The 16,691-nt window shown below is 49.8% G+C and carries 16 protein-coding genes; 12 read left to right on the top strand and 4 right to left on the bottom strand.

Translation table 11 applies throughout. The features are described from left to right. Positions 1–156: 156 nt before the first annotated feature. Positions 157–1,215 (top strand): photosystem II D2 protein (photosystem q(a) protein), encoded by a 1,059-nt coding sequence (gene psbD / locus AWQ23_RS10985; protein WP_012307174.1) that lies wholly within the window; start codon positions 157–159, stop codon positions 1,213–1,215. A gap of 81 nt (positions 1,216–1,296) precedes the next feature. On the opposite strand, the gene AWQ23_RS10990 is transcribed toward psbD, so the two are convergent. Beyond that, a complete protein-coding gene (locus AWQ23_RS10990; protein WP_062435347.1) occupies positions 1,297–2,751 on the bottom strand; it encodes a carotenoid oxygenase family protein in 1,455 nt (484 codons plus the stop codon). A gap of 126 nt (positions 2,752–2,877) precedes the next feature. Here AWQ23_RS10990 and AWQ23_RS10995 point away from each other — a divergent pair, with 126 nt between their 5' ends. After that, the gene (locus AWQ23_RS10995; RefSeq protein WP_062435360.1) at positions 2,878–4,182 is read left to right on the top strand and encodes an ABC transporter substrate-binding protein; all 1,305 of its coding nucleotides are present in this window, start codon (positions 2,878–2,880) and stop codon (positions 4,180–4,182) included. A gap of 80 nt (positions 4,183–4,262) precedes the next feature. Here AWQ23_RS10995 and AWQ23_RS11000 read toward each other — a convergent pair whose 3' ends face one another. Beyond that, on the bottom strand, positions 4,263–4,760 hold the full coding sequence (locus AWQ23_RS11000) for a pentapeptide repeat-containing protein (RefSeq protein WP_030007289.1): 498 nt from the start codon (positions 4,758–4,760) through the stop codon (positions 4,263–4,265). 122 nt (positions 4,761–4,882) lie between these two features. Between AWQ23_RS11000 and trpD the strand changes: the two genes are divergently transcribed. Further along, on the top strand, positions 4,883–5,917 hold the full coding sequence (gene trpD / locus AWQ23_RS11005; RefSeq protein ID WP_062435363.1) for an anthranilate phosphoribosyltransferase: 1,035 nt from the start codon (positions 4,883–4,885) through the stop codon (positions 5,915–5,917). Between the two features lie 122 nt (positions 5,918–6,039). Beyond that, a complete protein-coding gene (locus tag AWQ23_RS11010; protein ID WP_062435366.1) occupies positions 6,040–6,642 on the top strand; it encodes a hypothetical protein in 603 nt (200 codons plus the stop codon). 21 nt (positions 6,643–6,663) lie between these two features. Here the strand turns inward: AWQ23_RS11010 and AWQ23_RS11015 are convergent, their stop codons facing one another. Together AWQ23_RS11015 and hemL are read right to left on the bottom strand one after the other, a co-directional pair. Beyond that, the gene (locus AWQ23_RS11015) at positions 6,664–7,926 is read right to left on the bottom strand and encodes a pentapeptide repeat-containing protein (RefSeq protein ID WP_062435369.1); all 1,263 of its coding nucleotides are present in this window, start codon (positions 7,924–7,926) and stop codon (positions 6,664–6,666) included. Between the two features lie 129 nt (positions 7,927–8,055). Then, positions 8,056–9,354 (bottom strand): glutamate-1-semialdehyde 2,1-aminomutase, encoded by a 1,299-nt coding sequence (hemL, locus tag AWQ23_RS11020; RefSeq protein ID WP_062435373.1) that lies wholly within the window; start codon positions 9,352–9,354, stop codon positions 8,056–8,058. Positions 9,355–9,581: 227 nt separating this feature from the next. Between hemL and AWQ23_RS11025 the strand changes: the two genes are divergently transcribed. The 8 genes from AWQ23_RS11025 to AWQ23_RS11060 all read left to right on the top strand — a co-directional run bounded on the left by AWQ23_RS11025 (position 9,582) and on the right by AWQ23_RS11060 (position 16,659). After that, positions 9,582–9,824, top strand: a complete 243-nt coding sequence (locus AWQ23_RS11025; RefSeq protein ID WP_062435376.1) for a 2Fe-2S iron-sulfur cluster-binding protein — start codon at positions 9,582–9,584, stop codon at positions 9,822–9,824. Between the two features lie 474 nt (positions 9,825–10,298). Continuing rightward, a complete protein-coding gene (locus AWQ23_RS11030) occupies positions 10,299–11,786 on the top strand; it encodes an ammonium transporter (RefSeq protein WP_062436641.1) in 1,488 nt (495 codons plus the stop codon). A 735-nt stretch (positions 11,787–12,521) separates the two neighbouring features. Then, on the top strand, positions 12,522–13,040 hold the full coding sequence (locus AWQ23_RS11035) for a phycocyanin subunit beta (RefSeq protein ID WP_062435379.1): 519 nt from the start codon (positions 12,522–12,524) through the stop codon (positions 13,038–13,040). 105 nt (positions 13,041–13,145) lie between these two features. Next, entirely contained in the window at positions 13,146–13,634 is a 489-nt protein-coding gene (gene cpcA / locus AWQ23_RS11040) for a phycocyanin subunit alpha (RefSeq protein ID WP_012307809.1), read from the top strand. A 118-nt stretch (positions 13,635–13,752) separates the two neighbouring features. Beyond that, complete coding sequence (locus AWQ23_RS11045) at positions 13,753–14,625, top strand: phycobilisome linker polypeptide (protein WP_012307810.1); 873 nt, start codon at positions 13,753–13,755, stop codon at positions 14,623–14,625. 178 nt (positions 14,626–14,803) lie between these two features. After that, a complete protein-coding gene (locus AWQ23_RS11050; protein WP_012307811.1) occupies positions 14,804–15,046 on the top strand; it encodes a phycobilisome linker polypeptide in 243 nt (80 codons plus the stop codon). A 136-nt stretch (positions 15,047–15,182) separates the two neighbouring features. Continuing rightward, the gene (locus AWQ23_RS11055) at positions 15,183–15,989 is read left to right on the top strand and encodes a HEAT repeat domain-containing protein (protein WP_062435382.1); all 807 of its coding nucleotides are present in this window, start codon (positions 15,183–15,185) and stop codon (positions 15,987–15,989) included. Positions 15,990–16,041: 52 nt separating this feature from the next. Further along, positions 16,042–16,659 (top strand): HEAT repeat domain-containing protein, encoded by a 618-nt coding sequence (locus AWQ23_RS11060; protein ID WP_062435384.1) that lies wholly within the window; start codon positions 16,042–16,044, stop codon positions 16,657–16,659. Positions 16,660–16,691: the final 32 nt, after the last annotated feature.

Below are 16,691 nucleotides of genomic sequence, written 5' to 3' on the forward strand. Positions count from 1 at the left end.
AATAGGTTATTAAGAAAGGTAAACTTTTCTCACATTTGTCTAGATTCACTATCATTTTTTGCCTAGAACCTAGACGAAAGTAAGGTGTTTCATCAAATAAACACCCGAAATTATATGTAATTTTTTGTTGCTTACTATTTTGGAGACTTCGTCCTTATGACTATTGCAGTCGGACGCGCGCCCCAGGAACGAGGCTGGTTTGATGTCCTCGATGACTGGTTGAAGCGAGATCGATTTGTCTTCGTCGGTTGGTCCGGTATCCTCCTGTTCCCCTGCGCCTTCATGGCTCTCGGTGGCTGGTTGACTGGCACCACCTTCGTTACTTCTTGGTACACCCATGGATTAGCATCCTCTTATCTCGAAGGGTGTAACTTTCTGACTGTTGCTGTATCCAGCCCTGCTGACAGCCTCGGTCACTCCCTCCTTTTCCTCTGGGGCCCCGAAGCCAACTGGAACTTTGCTCGTTGGTGTCAACTCGGTGGACTCTGGAGCTTTGTTGCCCTCCACGGTGCTTTTGGTCTGATCGGCTTCATGCTGCGTCAGTTTGAAATTGCCCGTCTGGTGGGTATCCGCCCCTACAATGCGATCGCCTTCTCTGGCCCCATCGCGGTATTCGTCAGTGTATTCCTGATGTACCCCTTGGGTCAGTCTAGCTGGTTCTTTGCCCCCAGCTTTGGTGTCGCTGGTATCTTCCGTTTCATTCTGTTCTTACAAGGTTTCCACAACTGGACGCTCAACCCCTTCCACATGATGGGTGTTGCAGGGATTCTCGGTGGTGCGCTGCTCTGTGCGATCCACGGGGCAACGGTAGAGAACACCCTGTTTGAAGACAGTGACCAAGCGAATACCTTCCGAGCGTTTGAGCCGACCCAGGCAGAAGAAACCTACTCGATGGTGACCGCGAACCGTTTCTGGTCTCAGATTTTCGGGATTGCGTTTTCCAACAAGCGTTGGTTGCACTTCTTCATGCTGTTTGTACCGGTGACTGGGCTATGGATGAGTTCTGTGGGGATTGTGGGTTTAGCATTGAACCTACGGGCCTATGACTTTGTATCCCAGGAAATCCGCGCGGCGGAAGACCCCGAATTTGAAACGTTCTACACGAAGAACATTCTGTTGAACGAAGGTATGCGTGCATGGATGGCACCGCAAGACCAAATTCACGAACAATTTGTATTCCCTGAAGAAGTTCTACCCCGTGGTAACGCGCTCTAAGAACATTTTTCAAAGATTCAATTGTTTAGCCCTTACCCTCCAAGTTGGAGGGTTTTTTCTTGGAACTTTTACTTAGGAATTTTAAAGAGTGGGCTGCCATTTGCCATGGAAGCTGGGGGGAATAATTTCAGGAAATTCTAGGATACAAAGGGGTTCAGCCTCCAGGCGATCGCCATCGTAGATTCTGAGTTCACTGCGCTGCGCTGGAGCATTAAAGACAACGGTTAAGAGCCAGATTTCATCGGGATTCTGGGGATTTTGGACGGGGATGGGTTCGGAGGGGTAATGGTTGGCGCCCATATCTGCCATAGTGAAGGTTTCTGTACGGTGGTCAAAGGCGGCGATCACATTAATGATCTCATGACCAATATCTGATTCTCGGCGGTGGACACCCATAAAGGTTTTGGGCCAAGGTTGCCCGGTGTGAGATTCGAGGGTGATCGGAAATTCACAGGAGCGATCGCAAATTTCGTAGGCTTCGATGACCTTGGCTGTTTTCGGTGCCAGTCGATAGCGCCAGAGGGTGCCCTTTGTATAGGTGTGAATTTTGCCCTGGGGAATTTCGATGAATTGTTGGTTGCTGGCAAAATCTGGAAACCGCACCATTTCCAGCACAATTTCGCCATGATCATCAACATAGCCATTGGTAAAGTGCCACTGGAACCAAGCCTCCTGTTGGCAAAAGCTAATCGGTTGGAGGGTATTGCGATCAATGATCACAATCGTCGTTCCCAGTTCTGGCCGCCATTGAAGGGCATCGCTAACGGTTTTTAGGCCCAATAGCGTCGGCACCATTTGGAGGCGCACCGGCGGAATACAAAACACGAGGTAATCTCCGGCCAAGACAAAATCATGCACCAGCGGCAATCCCTTTAAGCCTGGTACAGAAAAATGAGTCTGCTGTGAAATTTCGCCCTGGGGGTGACAACGGTAAAGCTGGAATGTCGCCTTGGGGCCGAAGGTCACGCCAAAATTGTAAATTTCCCCAGTTTCAGGCTGAATTTTGTGGTGGGCCGAAAAGGTATCGCTAGAGTGGGCAAAGCCAAGATCCATCTCTCCCAAGGTTTCGAGGGTTTGGGCATTGAGGCCATAGGGTTTCCCCCCTTCCCACAGGACTAAAAGGCGATCGCCCAGGGGTAACACAGAAGTATTGGCGGAGTTTTTAGCAGGTTTCCCCCACCGCTGCCAAATTTGTCCCGGAGCAAGGGTGCCATAGTTAGGATAGAGTAAGCTTTCTGCTGCTGCTTCCTGCTGAAAGTAGGGGGTTTCTACATAGCGATATTGGGCCTGGGCACCTGCTTCTGTAAAGTACACCCCTAGAATGCCACCATCGCCGTCAAACCAATGGCCCATGGCCTGCCCTCCCCGTGTCAAACGTCCGGGGCCATTGCGAAATAAACTCCCCCGCAATCCTGGTGGAATTGCCCCCTCTAGAACGGGCAGAGGCGTTAAATCAAACGGTTGGGCGGGGTTCGCAAAAAGTCGTGACCAAGCCGGTTGGGTCGATAGTTGTGGAGAATTTGGCGCAGCAACCATAGTCAGTTTTAACCTCAAGCAATGTTAACTATTGTAAATCGCCTTCTCCCCTTTCTTGGGGTTGCATCCTGGGGTTTGTGCATAAAATGAGGGGGATTTTAATCTTTTTTTGAAAAAATCTGAACCATGCAAACATCGAAATTTAATTTGGCGATCGCCCTTTCCCTGGCGGCGATCGCAACCTTCACCGGAGCCTGCCAAGACACCACTGCCCCCACCGATGGTAACGGCGAAACCAGTACAAATACCGGCGCTGAGGGCCTGAAATTGGGCTCCCTGACCCCCACCACTGGTGACCTTTCCTCCATTGGGCAAAATATGCCGATCGCCGTAGAGCTGGCCGTAGAAACGATTAACGCTTGCGGGGGCGTCAATGAGCAACCCGTTACCCTCATCCAAGAAGATTCCCAAACAGACCCCACCGCCGGAGGAGCAGCGATGACAAAGCTGGCGGAAGTCGATAGAGTCGCCGGGGTTGTGGGGGCCTTTGCCAGTAGTGTGTCTAGTGCCGCCGTTGATGTTGCGGTGCGGAACCAAGTGATGCTCGTTTCCCCCGGCAGTACCAGTCCTGTGTTTACAGAACGGGCTGCGAATGGTGATTTTGATGGCTATTGGGCTAGAACTGCGCCCCCCGACAGCTACCAAGCCCCTGCTTTGGCTGTTTTAGCGCAAAAACAAGGCTTTGAACGGGTTTCTACCGTGGTGATTAACAACGACTATGGCGTGGGCTTTGAGCAAGAATTTATCAAAGCCTTTGAAAACCTTGGGGGCACCATTGTCAACAAAGATAATCCGGTGCGCTATGACCCGAAAGCCGCCACCCTCGATAGTGAAGCGGCTGCCGCTTTTGCCGGGGAACCCGATGCTGTCCTTGGGGTGCTCTACGCAGAGACTGGTAGTTTATTGCTCAAAGCCGCCTATGAACAAGGCTTAAGCGAAGGGATCACTGTTCTATTAACCGATGGCGTCTACAGCGAAGACTTTACCCAACAGGTAGGTACGACCGCCGCTGGCCAGTCAATTATTGCGGGGGCTCTGGGGACGGTTCCCGGTGCGGATGGCCCGGCCTTAGAAGCTTTTACAGCTCTCTGGCGCGAAAAAACAGGTAAGGAGGTTACGGCCTATGTGCCCCATTCCTGGGATGCGGCGATCGCCATGATGTTGGCCGCCGAAGCAGCAGATGTGAATACTGGCGAAGGCATTAAAAATCACCTCCGGGAAGTTACCAGTGGGGACGGCCAAGAAGTGAGTGATCCCTGTGAGGCGATCGCCCTTGTCCGCGAAGGCCAAGCGATTAACTACCAAGGTGCCAGCGGGAACGTTGACTTTGATGAAAATGGTGACGTGGCTGGAAACTACGACGTTTGGACCGTTAATGAAGATGCCAGTCTCTCGGTGATTGATACCGTTAACCCCCTAGAAGCCCTCTAGGGTTATCTGGGATACAACATAAAAAAGGGGGAGCATTTCCCCCAGTTCATCCCCATGAAAATCGAATGTTCAGGCTTTGATTAACAGCCCAAAGAGTCAGCCGTGGCAATCCCCGTCACCGGATTGACCCCTGTGGCGGCGGCACAGAGCTTTTTCTGTTGTGGCCCGTCTAACACAGCAAAACTGAAATCTGCGCCATCAATCTTGGCATTCTCAAAGGTAGATCGCAGGAGAATCGCCTCCACAAAAATCGCATCGGTCAAATCGGCCCCAGTAAACTTAGAGAGATAGGCGATGCCATTGGTAAAATCGGCCCCGTGGAGGTTGGTCGTTTCCAATAACGTGCTGTTAAAAACAGCCCCCCGGAGATCACTGCCGCTTAAATCTGCGTTGGTAAGGTTCACCTGGGAAAATTCAACTCCCTGGAGGTTTTGCCCCGCAAAATTGCTGCCGGCGAGATCTTCACTGTCGATCGCCGACCGGGATGTGGCCGCAGGACTGGCCCCGTAAGCCGGTGTCCCCCAACAAAGCCCGAAAATGACGAAACCTAAAACAACAATGCGCGCTAAAACCTTCATAACCCTCAACTCGCCTGACATTTAACAAAATTTTTCCAAAGGATATTCTAAAAGATTCTCGGAAAGGGAGGAAATCCGATAGAGTTTTTGGAAAACCTCTCTAGCACGTTTGCCTCGAATCTATGACAACTCCAAATTGGTCTGCTCTCCTCCAACAACTCATCAATGGCGAATCCCTAAGCCAAACCCAAGCCTCTCAACTCATGGAAGGTTGGCTACAAGAGGCGATTTCTCCAGCCCTATCTGGAGCTATACTTGCGGCCCTACAAACAAAGGGGGTTTCGGCTGATGAGCTGACGGGGATGGCCCAAGTCCTCAAAGCCCAATCCCGACAGCAACAGCTATTAAGCCATGGGCAACCGGTGATTGATACCTGCGGCACCGGGGGAGATGGTTCTTCTACCTTTAATATTTCGACGGCGGTGGCCTTCGTGACAGCAGCCGCTGGGGTCAAAGTTGCCAAACATGGTAATCGCTCAGCTTCGAGCAAAGTCGGCTCTGCGGATGTTTTAGAAGCCCTAGGGGTCAACCTTGGCGCTCCTACGGAAAAAGTCCATGGGGCCCTTGATGCGGTGGGCATTACGTTCCTGTTTGCCCCTGGCTGGCATCCGGCGATGAAAAGTGTGGCCCCGATCCGCCGCGAACTCAAGATTCGTACAGTGTTTAATCTGTTGGGGCCGTTGGTCAATCCCCTCCAGCCCACAGGCCAGATTATTGGTGTTTATGATTCACAGTTTATTGAACGGATGGCCCAAGCGCTCAATCAACTGGGAACCCCTAAGGCGATGGTTCTCCATGGTCGGGAAGGCTTAGATGAAGCGGGCCTTGGGGATAAAACGGATTTGGCCCTTGTGAATGGTGGTGCAGTCACGACTAGCGTTTTAGATCCAGTTGCTCTGGGTTTAACGCCTGTTTCCTTGCAAGCGTTGAAGGGCGGCGATGTGCCTGTAAACCAAGAGATTTTAACGAATATTCTCCAGGGGAAAGGAACCCAAGCCCAGCGGGATGCGGTGGCTTTGAATGCGGGGTTGGCGCTCCAGGTTGCAGAAGTCGTGCCCTGGGGGGATCATCTCGCGGGCGTTCAAAAAGCTCAAACGGTAATGGCTAGCGGGGCAGCTTGGGACAAACTCCAGACCTTAGTCAATTTCTTAAAATAATTTTTATGGCGATCGCCGCCCTGGAAAATCTAGTGCCCAATGGTTGTGACTACCACAGCTAAATTTTCACTGGATAAATTTTCACCGAAAAACCATATACCAAGGATGAATCCCCTTTTTTTATGACTGCCCAAGCCGACATTTTGACCCGTGCTGTTCTTTTGAATTCGCAGCGGCGACCTACCCCAGAGGCCCTCACGGCACAGTTGCTTGGCCTGGAAAAAACAGCCAAACGGGAGAAGCGGACTTATCCTTTTGTTTCTCTCTTGGGTACCTGGCAGCTCACCTTTATTACGGGCACCAAAAAAGCCCAAAAACAAGCGGGAAAAGTGCTGGGTCAGGGACGCTATTTACCCCAGTGGGTCACGGTGGCGATCGCCTATGACGCTCTGACGGAGCAAGACCCAACAACGAATTGGCAGCGGGGCAGCGTTACTAACAACGTTCACTTGGGGCCACTGCATTTATCCTTAACTGGCCCAGTGAAATTTCAGACTCAAAAACGGTTACTCGCCTTCGACTTTACGCAAATAACCATAAGCTTGGGTGGGTTGAGGCTTTATCGAGGCCAAATCCGGGGCGGTGAAACGGCCAGGCAAGATTTCTACGCAACAACCATTGGGAAACAGGCCTTTTTCAGTTACTTTTACGTCTCCCCCGATGTGATTGCGGCCCGTGGTCGTGGCGGTGGTTTAGCCCTCTGGGTTAAAGCGGAAACGAGTTAGACAGTTACTTTTACGGCTAATTTAACGGCCCAACTTATTCGGAATTCCTTCACAGCCCCCAGGGATCGTGGCCCGACTTTTTTCGCCACACCAAGCACAGCAATAGTAACGTAGCTCCTCATTCATTCGCTTTATCCCTGTAAAGTCGGCATTTTCCACCACAGCCCCTGTATATTCGCCAGTGCGGTAGTTGGGTAACTTTGCTTTGATGCGGGGACTAGCCGTTTCGAAGGGGCCATAAAAGAAAGTTATGCCTTTCACGTCCGCAAGCCGGAGGTTTACATCAACTAAGATGGCGCGAGAAAGATTTGCCCGGACTAGGTCGCAATTTTGTAAATTTGCCCGGACTAAGTTGGCTTCACTAAGGTCTGTCCAGCGCAGATCCATATTGGCGAGATCGGCCCCTGCCAGCATCACTCCTAAATCAATCACGCGGACGCCCCATTCTCGGTCTTCGGCGTAGCTGCCTGTTCCGTCTAGGATCGCTCGCCCCAAACGACCATCTCGCTTCAGGGGAGTCAAAAATCGAGATTGGGAAAGAAATCGCAAGATTTTTGCTTTACCACCAGCATCGACACTGCTCAAAATAGCGGCGGTTCTCCCTTCGGCGATCGCCCTTTCTTGGGGCCAGTCTTCTAGGAGTCCTTCTTCGTTCAGGGCGAGGTCAGAAATCCCCTGGAAATAGGTATCAATGGTTTGCTGCTGGGTAATACGGTTTTGTTGGATGGTCAAATCGCGGGAGATAACGTATTGTTCCCAGGCGACATAGACGGCCAGCACGGCAATCATAATTTGCCCCAATGCCCCCACCCAGTCCGCCCAGGAGCCAAATTCATCCCAGACAATCTGGTTGAGCCAATAGCCTACCAATCGATAGAAACCGAGAAATCTCAATAAACTGGCGATCGCCACCACAAAGGCCACTACACCAATGAGGGTGCGACGTTCTTCGGGGGTCAAAAAAGTCCCTAGCCAATTTTTTAGGGAGGGCAAAATAATCCGCAATGAGAGCAAGAGGGTGACGAGGGTGCCGGACAGTCCAAGCCAAAGCCAATGGCTTAATAGCCCCAACATCGTCACGGCGATCGCCGTTGAAATAAGCCAAGGACTACCAGGATCAATTTTGCGCAGATAAAAGTGCCGCTCCGCCAAATCCGAACGGGGTGGCGGAATTTGTACAGGTTGAGATCTCGCCTGTTCCGAGGCCGTTGTTAATTCAGATTCGGGAGGCTTCCCCTCAAGCTCAGTCCCCTCAGGCGATGGATTTGGTTTCGCTTGGCTCATAAACCCCTGAAAACAGAATTTTTAAGCAATTGTAGCGGATTCATCCCTTCGCAATCCCCAAAAAAATTCCCCCTTCCGTGACAGAAAGAGAGAACACTGTAACTCAAAAACAAAACCAAAATTTAGGCTTTAGATGCTATTCAAGACAACCTTAGCTGCGGCCAAGGTTTTTTCAATATCTTCATCAGTGTGGGCGAGGGACGTAAAACCAGCCTCAAACTGAGAAGGAGCGAGGTAAATTCCTTGTTCTAACATCCCACGGTGATAGCGGCTGAACTTGTGTAAGTCCGATTTCTTCGCATCTTCGTAATTACGGACAGGCTCTCCCGTGAAAAACATGCCGAACATACCACTGATGTTGCCCCCCGTGACTTCATGGCCCGCTTCCCGAGCAATGCTCAACAAGCCATCAATTAACCTTTTCGTGATGGTTTCCAATTGTCCATACATGCCAGGACGTTGTAGCAATTCAAGGGTTTTAATGCCCGCTGTCATCGCCAAGGGGTTCCCTGAGAGGGTACCTGCTTGGTACATCGGCCCCGCCGGAGCAACCATGGACATGATGTCTTTACGGCCACCATAGGCTCCCACAGGTAGCCCGCCACCAATTACTTTACCCAGAGTGGTGAGATCTGGGGTCACGCCAAATTTTTCTTGGGCACCACCATAGGAAATCCGGAAGCCCGTCATCACCTCATCAAAAACCAGTAAGGCGTCATGTTCCTTGGTAATTTCCCGTAATCCTTCGAGGAAACCAGCATCGGGAACCACAAACCCAGAATTACCGACCACGGGCTCTAGGATCACCCCGGCAATTTCACCAGGGTTTTCTGCGAATAATTTTTTGACGGCTTCAAGGTCGTTGTAAGGGGCAGTCAATGTGGCAGCAGTGGTGGTTTTGGGCACACCAGGAGAATCGGGTAAGCCGAGGGTCGCCACCCCAGATCCGGCCTGCACCAGGAACATATCCGCATGGCCGTGGTAGCAACCTTCAAACTTGATAATTTTTTCTCGCCCCGTAAAAGCCCGCATCAAACGCAACACCGACATGCAAGCTTCTGTACCAGAATTTACAAAGCGCACCATTTCAATGCTGGGCACTGCATTGATCACCATTTCAGCCAAGATATTTTCTTTGAGGCAAGGGGCACCAAAGCTTGTTCCTTTTTCGAGGGTTTCCCGGAGTGCTGCATTGACTTCATCGTTGGCATGGCCGCAGATGGCAGGCCCCCAAGTGCCCACATAGTCAATGTACTCGTTGCCATCGACGTCCCAAACGCGGGAGCCTTTGACGCGCTCAAAAACAATGGGCTGTCCGCCAACGGATTTAAAGGCCCGCACCGGGGAGCTAACACCACCAGGCATTAGCTTTTGGGCGGCACTAAAAATCTCTTCGGATTTGGTTGTGTTTAAGGCTGTAGTCACCAAACGTTTTCTCCTTGTCGCAAATTTTCTTAAAGCTTATTTTTGTTAAAATGAGTGGCTTCTGATGGCTTCGTGGAAAGCATCCCAATGCAGGGAGCCATTATAGCGGATTATCATTTTACGCAGTAACGGTTCCTAAAATGTTTTCCGATGGAATTCTTGTCGCCTGTGGTTAGCGGGGATTCCCTAGTTTAGTTTATTGTCTTCAACTCCTGGAGTTTTACGCTTTTATGTCCGCGATCGCCGTTCGCTTTATGCCCAATGATGTTACCGTCACTGCCACCGCAGGGGAGCCGATGATTGAGGTGGCCCGGCGGGCTGGGGTGGCGATCCCCACAGGCTGCTTGATGGGCTCATGCCATGCCTGTGAAATAGAGTTAGACGATGGCACAAATCTTTGCGCTTGCATTAGTGGCATTCCTGGCGATCGCCCTGAGATCACCATTCATCTCTTCAGTGACCCCGTTTGGTAAATTACAACAGCATTAGTAAACGCCTTTGGAAAGGCTCACATAGCAAGGGTTAGAGCTGTTCTAATCCCCCCTTTCATCTGTCTGAAGCGTATCATTTTATACAGAATGTTAGTGGTAAACATTTTAAAAACCAGGGTGCCTTAGAATAACCGCAATCAGTCCTTAAACTTGCGTTGGGATTTGATTTTTTGGAAACATCTTTGCTCTGAATAAATGTCAGCAAGTCCTCAATGGTGAAAACCCCAAATCCCATCACCATGGAAACTTTAAGGCCCTTAGGTGCCAGACCAAGCTTGGTGCAGCTTCAGACCATAGATGATTTTTCGGCAACTTTCGTTGATGGCTTTTCAAAAGGTTACTTCTGCTACCATTAGCGAATTTTGCTTGTGTTATTCCATTGAGTGAATGCCTAAACAACATCTCAAACTAATGCCTAAGTCAACTTTTCAACAACGTGGATGGGCACGGGAAGACATGCGGTCTCCACACACAACAGATAACAGTGTGGTGCTTCGCTTGGCCCGTCAGCTCTCCCGTCATTTCTCCCCTGCCTGGCTTGCCTGTATTCCCTTAGCGGCGATCATCACCGTCGTTTGGGGGACTGCAGCAATGGCCCAAAGCGACGTCGCCATTGATCAAGCAGGTCAAGTGCAAATTATTCTAGACACGATCTTCCTGTTGATTGCGTCCGTCCTTGTTATTTTCATGAATGCAGGGTTCGGGATGCTTGAAGCGGGTTTTTGTCGTCAAAAAAATGCGGTCAATATCCTTTCCAAAAACTTGATCGTCTTTGCCGTTGCCACCATTGCTTATTGGGCGATTGGTTATGCCTTTATGTATGGTGAAGGAACAAGCTTCATTGGCTTGAAAGGCTTTTTCTTCAACGGTAGTAGTATTCCCTACACTGGCGAAGAATGGTATATCGAAGAAGCTATTGATGGTGAAACAGTTCAAGTTCTTCAGTTCGTACCGGAAAGTGTTTCCTTCCTGTTCCAGGTTGCCTTTGCCGCCACCGCCGCCACCATCGTTTCCGGAGCCGTGGCAGAGAGGATTAAATTCGACGCCTTCTTAATCTTTAGCTTCCTGCTCGTTGCTGTGTCTTACCCAATCACGGGTCACTGGCAATGGGATGGTGCTTGGCTCTACGAGTTTGGCTTCCATGACTTTGCTGGTTCGACCATTGTTCACTCCGTTGGTGGCTGGGCTGCCCTTGTGGGTGCTGCGGTAGTCGGGCCTCGCCTCGGTAAATACCGCGATGGTCAAGTCCATGCCATTCCCGGTCACAACATGAGTATTGCGACCCTAGGGTGTCTAATTCTTTGGATTGGCTGGTTTGGTTTTAACCCCGGCTCTCAGTTAGCGGCAGATGCCCACGTACCTTACATTGCAATCACCACCAACCTTTCGGCTGCGGCTGGGGGAATCACAGCAACCGCAACCTCTTGGGTAAAGGATGGAAAGCCAGACCTGTCCATGATTATTAACGGCATTTTGGCAGGTCTCGTTGGGATCACGGCTGGGTGTGACGGCGTCAGTTTCCTTTCTGCTGTAATCATCGGGGCAATTTCCGGTGTACTCGTCGTTTTCTCTGTGGCCTTCTTTGATGCCATTAAAATTGATGACCCGGTTGGTGCGACTTCTGTGCACCTCGTCTGCGGTATTTGGGGCACCTTAGCCGTGGGCCTATTTACCCAAGAAACCGGGCTTTTCACTGGCGGTGGCATCCAACAACTGATTGCCCAAATCGTCGGTATCCTTTCTATCGGTGGCTTTACCGTCGCCTTTAGCTTCATTGTTTGGTACGCCCTATCGGCAGTCCTCGGTGGGATTCGCGTCGAAAAAGACGAAGAACTCCGGGGTCTCGACATCGGTGAGCACGGCATGGAAGCTTACAGTGGCTTTGTTAAAGAGTCTGATGTCATCTTCCGAGGCACTGCTACTGGTTCCGAAACCGAGGGATAAATCCTCCCAGGAAATCCTTAAAATAATCTAAAGAAATCTTTCATAACCTTCCTTAATTCAAGGGAGGTTTTTTTATGTGAGTTCACATTTTGTTACGTTGCCTGATTGACCAGAAAAGTCTGGCACAGGTGAGAAAAGCCGGTGAGTATATTAACTTATTAATCCGGTCTTTCCGCTTGGTTTCCTGAGTTGATTTTCTGCGAAATTTTGAAAATTCAGAGATCTAACCTAAGGGGGAGTCCACTTAAAAACTGCTTTGCTCAACCTTGTAAATGCTTTACTCTTCTTCTGTCTAGCCCAAGGATTCCCTGAGAAAATTAGCGGCGATCGCCTATAAACATGAAGTTTTGTGACAGATCTTTTTACAAGATGTAATGTTTAAATGCCGGCAGACGTTGTATAACATTTACCTAAGATTAAGAGTCACTCGCAGTACTCCTTAGAAACCCCATAGGTTCCAAGGAACTAGCATGAACTTTATCTGGCAACTTTGAGAATCTGAAAAATTCAATGAATGTAAAGTTTCTTAAATGCCAAGGTGAAAAACAAGCAAAAATAGCTGACACTCTTAATTGGCTTTGGGGATTAAGTTTCCAACTCGAAAACAAAACCTTTTATCGACTCTAGGATTTTGTTTTCAGCAAGAGAGCCCCTCAGCACTTGCTTCACTCTTGTTAGTAAGCAAACCGCACAAAATAAATCCCACTCATCAAAATATAAGTAGGAGATAAAAACATGTTTGATATTTTTACCCGGGTTGTTTCTCAGGCTGATGCCCGAGGTGAGTTCATTTCTAGCGACAAGCTCGAAGCTCTCAAAAAAGTTGTTGCCGAAGGTACCAAGCGTTCTGATGCCGTAAGCCGCATGACCAACAATGCGTCTTCCATTGTTACCAACGCTGCTCGTCAACTCTTCGCTGACCAGCCCCAACTCATCGCTCCCGGTGGAAATGCTTACACCAACCGTCGCATGGCTGCTTGTCTTCGCGACATGGAAATCATCCTCCGTTATGTAACCTACGCAACCTTCACTGGTGATGCGTCTGTACTCAACGACCGCTGCCTCAATGGCCTCCGTGAAACCTACGTTGCGCTTGGTGTTCCCGGTGCTTCCGTTGCTGCTGGTGTACGTGCAATGGGTAAAGCTGCTGTAGCGATTGTTATGGATCCCGCTGGTGTAACTCCCGGTGACTGCAGCTCTCTCCAACAGGAAATCGAACTCTACTTCGAAACTGCTGCAAAAGCTGTTGAATAATCTTTTTTAATTCAACTCTGACATTTTTCGTTTTAAGTCTTACCGATACTGTAAGGCGCCCTTTTAAAGAAAATTATTGATAATCCATAGGGAGATAATCTGACAATGAAAACCCCTCTTACCGAAGCAGTAGCACTCGCTGATTCTCAAGGCCGTTTCCTCAGCAACACTGAGCTCCAGTACCTCTATGGTCGTCTTCGTCAAGGTGCTTTCGCCCTTGAAGCGGCTCAAACGTTGACTGCAAAAGCTGACACCCTCGTTAATGGTGCTGCTCAAGCGGTTTACAGCAAGTTCCCCTACACCACCAGCACTCCTGGCAACAACTTCGCTGCTGACCAGCGCGGTAAAGACAAGTGTGCTCGTGACATCGGTTACTACCTCCGCATGGTTACCTACTGCCTAGTTGCTGGTGGTACTGGCCCCATGGATGAGTACCTCATCGCTGGTGTTGACGAAATCAACCGTACTTTCGATCTTTCTCCCAGCTGGTATGTTGAAGCTCTCAAGCACATCAAAGCAAACCATGGTTTGACTGGCGATGCTGCTACTGAAACTAACAACTACATCGACTACGCAATTAACGCCCTCAGCTAATTTTGCTTAGTCTAGGCCCGGATGGGTAAGTGGTTTTCAGCTTAAGTGTTGGGTTCTACTTACTTCTCCGGGTCTTGCTCTATCTAAAAACATTGGTTTAACAAGGAGTATTAGGCAAATGCCAGTTACTGTCGCTGCCTCTCGCTTGGGAACCGCTGCGTTTGACCAATCACCCGTCGAACTGCGCGCTAACTATTCTCGAGATGATGCACAAACCGTCATCCGCGCCGTTTATCGCCAGGTTTTAGGCAATGACTATGTCATGTCTTCTGAGCGTTTAACAGCTGCGGAATCTTTGTTCACGAATGGGTTTATTTCTGTGCGGGATTTTGTCCGTGCCGTGGCCCAGTCTGAGCTATATAAAGAAAAGTTTTTATACAACAATTTCCAAACCCGTGTGATTGAACTGAACTTCAAGCACTTGTTGGGTCGGGCCCCCTACGATGAAGCAGAGGTGATTGAGCACCTCGATCGCTATCAAAATGAAGGGTTTGAAGCTGATATCAATTCTTACATTGATAGCGCTGAATATACGGAAAACTTCGGGGACAACATTGTGCCCTACATCCGTAGTTATGTTGTTCAAACTGGACATCGTACCGTTGGTTTTACCCGGATGTTTAGTCTGCAACGGGGCTATGCCAACAGCGATCGCGCTCAAATTGCGGGGAATGCTTCTCGCTTAGCCCAAGAGCTCGCTCGTAATACTACCTCTGCGGTGGTTGGGCCTTCTGGTGTTAACGAAGGTTGGGCTTTCCGGTCTGCGGCTGATGATTATCATCCTGGTCAATCCCTTGGTGGTTCCACTGGCTTGAGTGCGGATGACCAAGTTGTTCGGGTTGAAGTTGCTGCGTTGTCTACGCCCCGTTATCCTCGGATTCGTCGTAGCAGTCGCGTTTTCTTCGTACCGGTATCTCGTCTGTCTCAGAAGCTGCAAGAAATTCAGCGGATGGGCGGTAGAGTCGCCAGTATTTCACCTGCTGGCCAGTAAAGGTTAGAGGTCTCGTTTGCGCGTGATCTCTGAGTTGTTACCGGAGTGGATAATTGATGAAAATCAGGGACAAAATTTGAGAGGGGGTCTAAGCTTCTCGATTTTGTGCCTGGTTTTGGCGACTTTACCTTAAGCGTTTATTGTACATAAATCTTTTACGGAGTTCCAAGAAAGAACCATGTTGAGTCAATTTGCGAATGGAACGGAAGCGGCTTCGCGTGTTTTTACCTACGAAGTGCAAGGGCTGCGCCAAACAGAAGAAACAGACAATCAAGAATATGCCTTTCGTCGCAGTGGCAGTGTTTTTATCAATGTGCCCTATGCTCGGATGAATCAAGAGATGCAACGGATTTTGCGTCTAGGCGGCAAGATTGTTTCGATTAAACCTTATACGGGTGCGACTGCTTCTGACGAGGAATAATTTTGTTGTTTCTTTCTGTCGCTGAATAAGCTTAATAACATTGTTGTTTTGAATATTTTTTCTAGACGGGGTAGCAGTGCTTTGGTTTTAGTGCTGTTGCTCCGACTTGTTGTGGGGGCTATTTAAAGGAGAATTTATGTCGGACTGGCAGATGGCTGAGGCCTGGACCCTAGAGGAGGCGATCGCCAACATCCAACAAACGGAAGATACAGGCAAACGTTATTATGCGGCTTGGTGGTTTGGCAAGTTCCGGGTGCAGGATGAGCGGGCCGTAAATGCGTTGCTAGCAGCGTTAAAAGATGAGACGGATCGGTCGCCGGATGGAGGTTATCCCCTACGTCGGAACGCAGCAAAGGCGTTGGGCAAGCTGGGCAATCCGGCAGCGGTGCAACCGTTAATTGAGAGTTTAGAAAGTCCTGATTATTATGTGCGGGAATCGGCGGCCCAATCGTTGGAGATGTTGGGAGACCGGCAGGCAATTCCCGCGTTACAAGCGCTACTCGCAGGTGGCGTCGCGGCGGCAGTCAAGGCTGAGGGCAAACCCCATTTAGTGCAGCCCTATGAAGCGGTGATTGAGGCGTTAGGGACGATTGGTGCCACGGCGGCGATCGCCGAGATTGAGCCATTTTTAGATCACGAATTCGCAAAAATTCGCTACGCGGCACTACGGGCCTTGTATCAACTGACTCAAGAAGCCCACTACGCTGAACAGTTAATGGAAGCCCTGAATGGTAACCAGCTACAGTTACGACGGTCTGCGCTGTTAGATTTGGGCGCTATCGGCTATGTTCCGGCGGGTCAGGCGATCGCCAAAGCCTATGCCGAAAATAGCTTAAAGTTAATTTCCCTCAAGGGCATTCTCGAATCCCATTTACAACGGACAGCCGCAACCCTCGATGCGGACGGTTTACAATTGCTCGAATTAATGGATAGTCTGCTCTAGGAACCTTTAAACCAAATCCCTACATTTTTTGCGATCGCTAACTTCTGAACCCATGACCGTCGACGTTTTAATTCGTGCCGTTAACAACCCCACCTCAGCCCAAGACCTGGTCAAAAATGTGGCGCAACTCGCCGCAACAAAAGATGAACAAGCTATCCCAACTCTAGTAGAAGTGCTGAAATTTAATAATCCGGGGGCGGCCGTCGCGGCGGTCAATGGTTTGATCAATATTGGCGAGGCCGTTGTACCCTACCTCCTCGAAAATGTCGATGGCTATAACTACGGGGCCCGGGCATGGATGCTACGAATCTTTGCCGGGATTGGTGACCCCAGAGCCTTAGACCTGCTAATTGAGGCGGCGAATAAGGATTTTGCCTTTAGTGTGCGGCGCTCTGCGGCCAAAGGGTTAGGGAATATTCAATGGCATAAAGTGCCAGATTCTGAGCGAGAATTGCAGCAGCAAAAAGTCTGTGATTGTCTATTCCTAGCCCTTGAAGACGGAGAATGGGTGGTTCGCTATGGGGCGATCGCCGGACTAGAGGGTTTGTCGCAAGCCATTCCAGAAGCTAAAAAAATCGTCATCAAAAACAAACTCACCGAATTTCTCACCACAGAACCAGAAGCCGCGATCCGTGCCCGAACTCAGAAGGCCATCCTGAGTCTTCTCTAAGCAAAAAAATCCCCCTGACCCAGGAGGATTTG

The organism is Picosynechococcus sp. PCC 73109 (genome assembly GCF_001521855.1).
Lineage (GTDB): Bacteria > Cyanobacteriota > Cyanobacteriia > Cyanobacteriales > MRBY01 > MRBY01.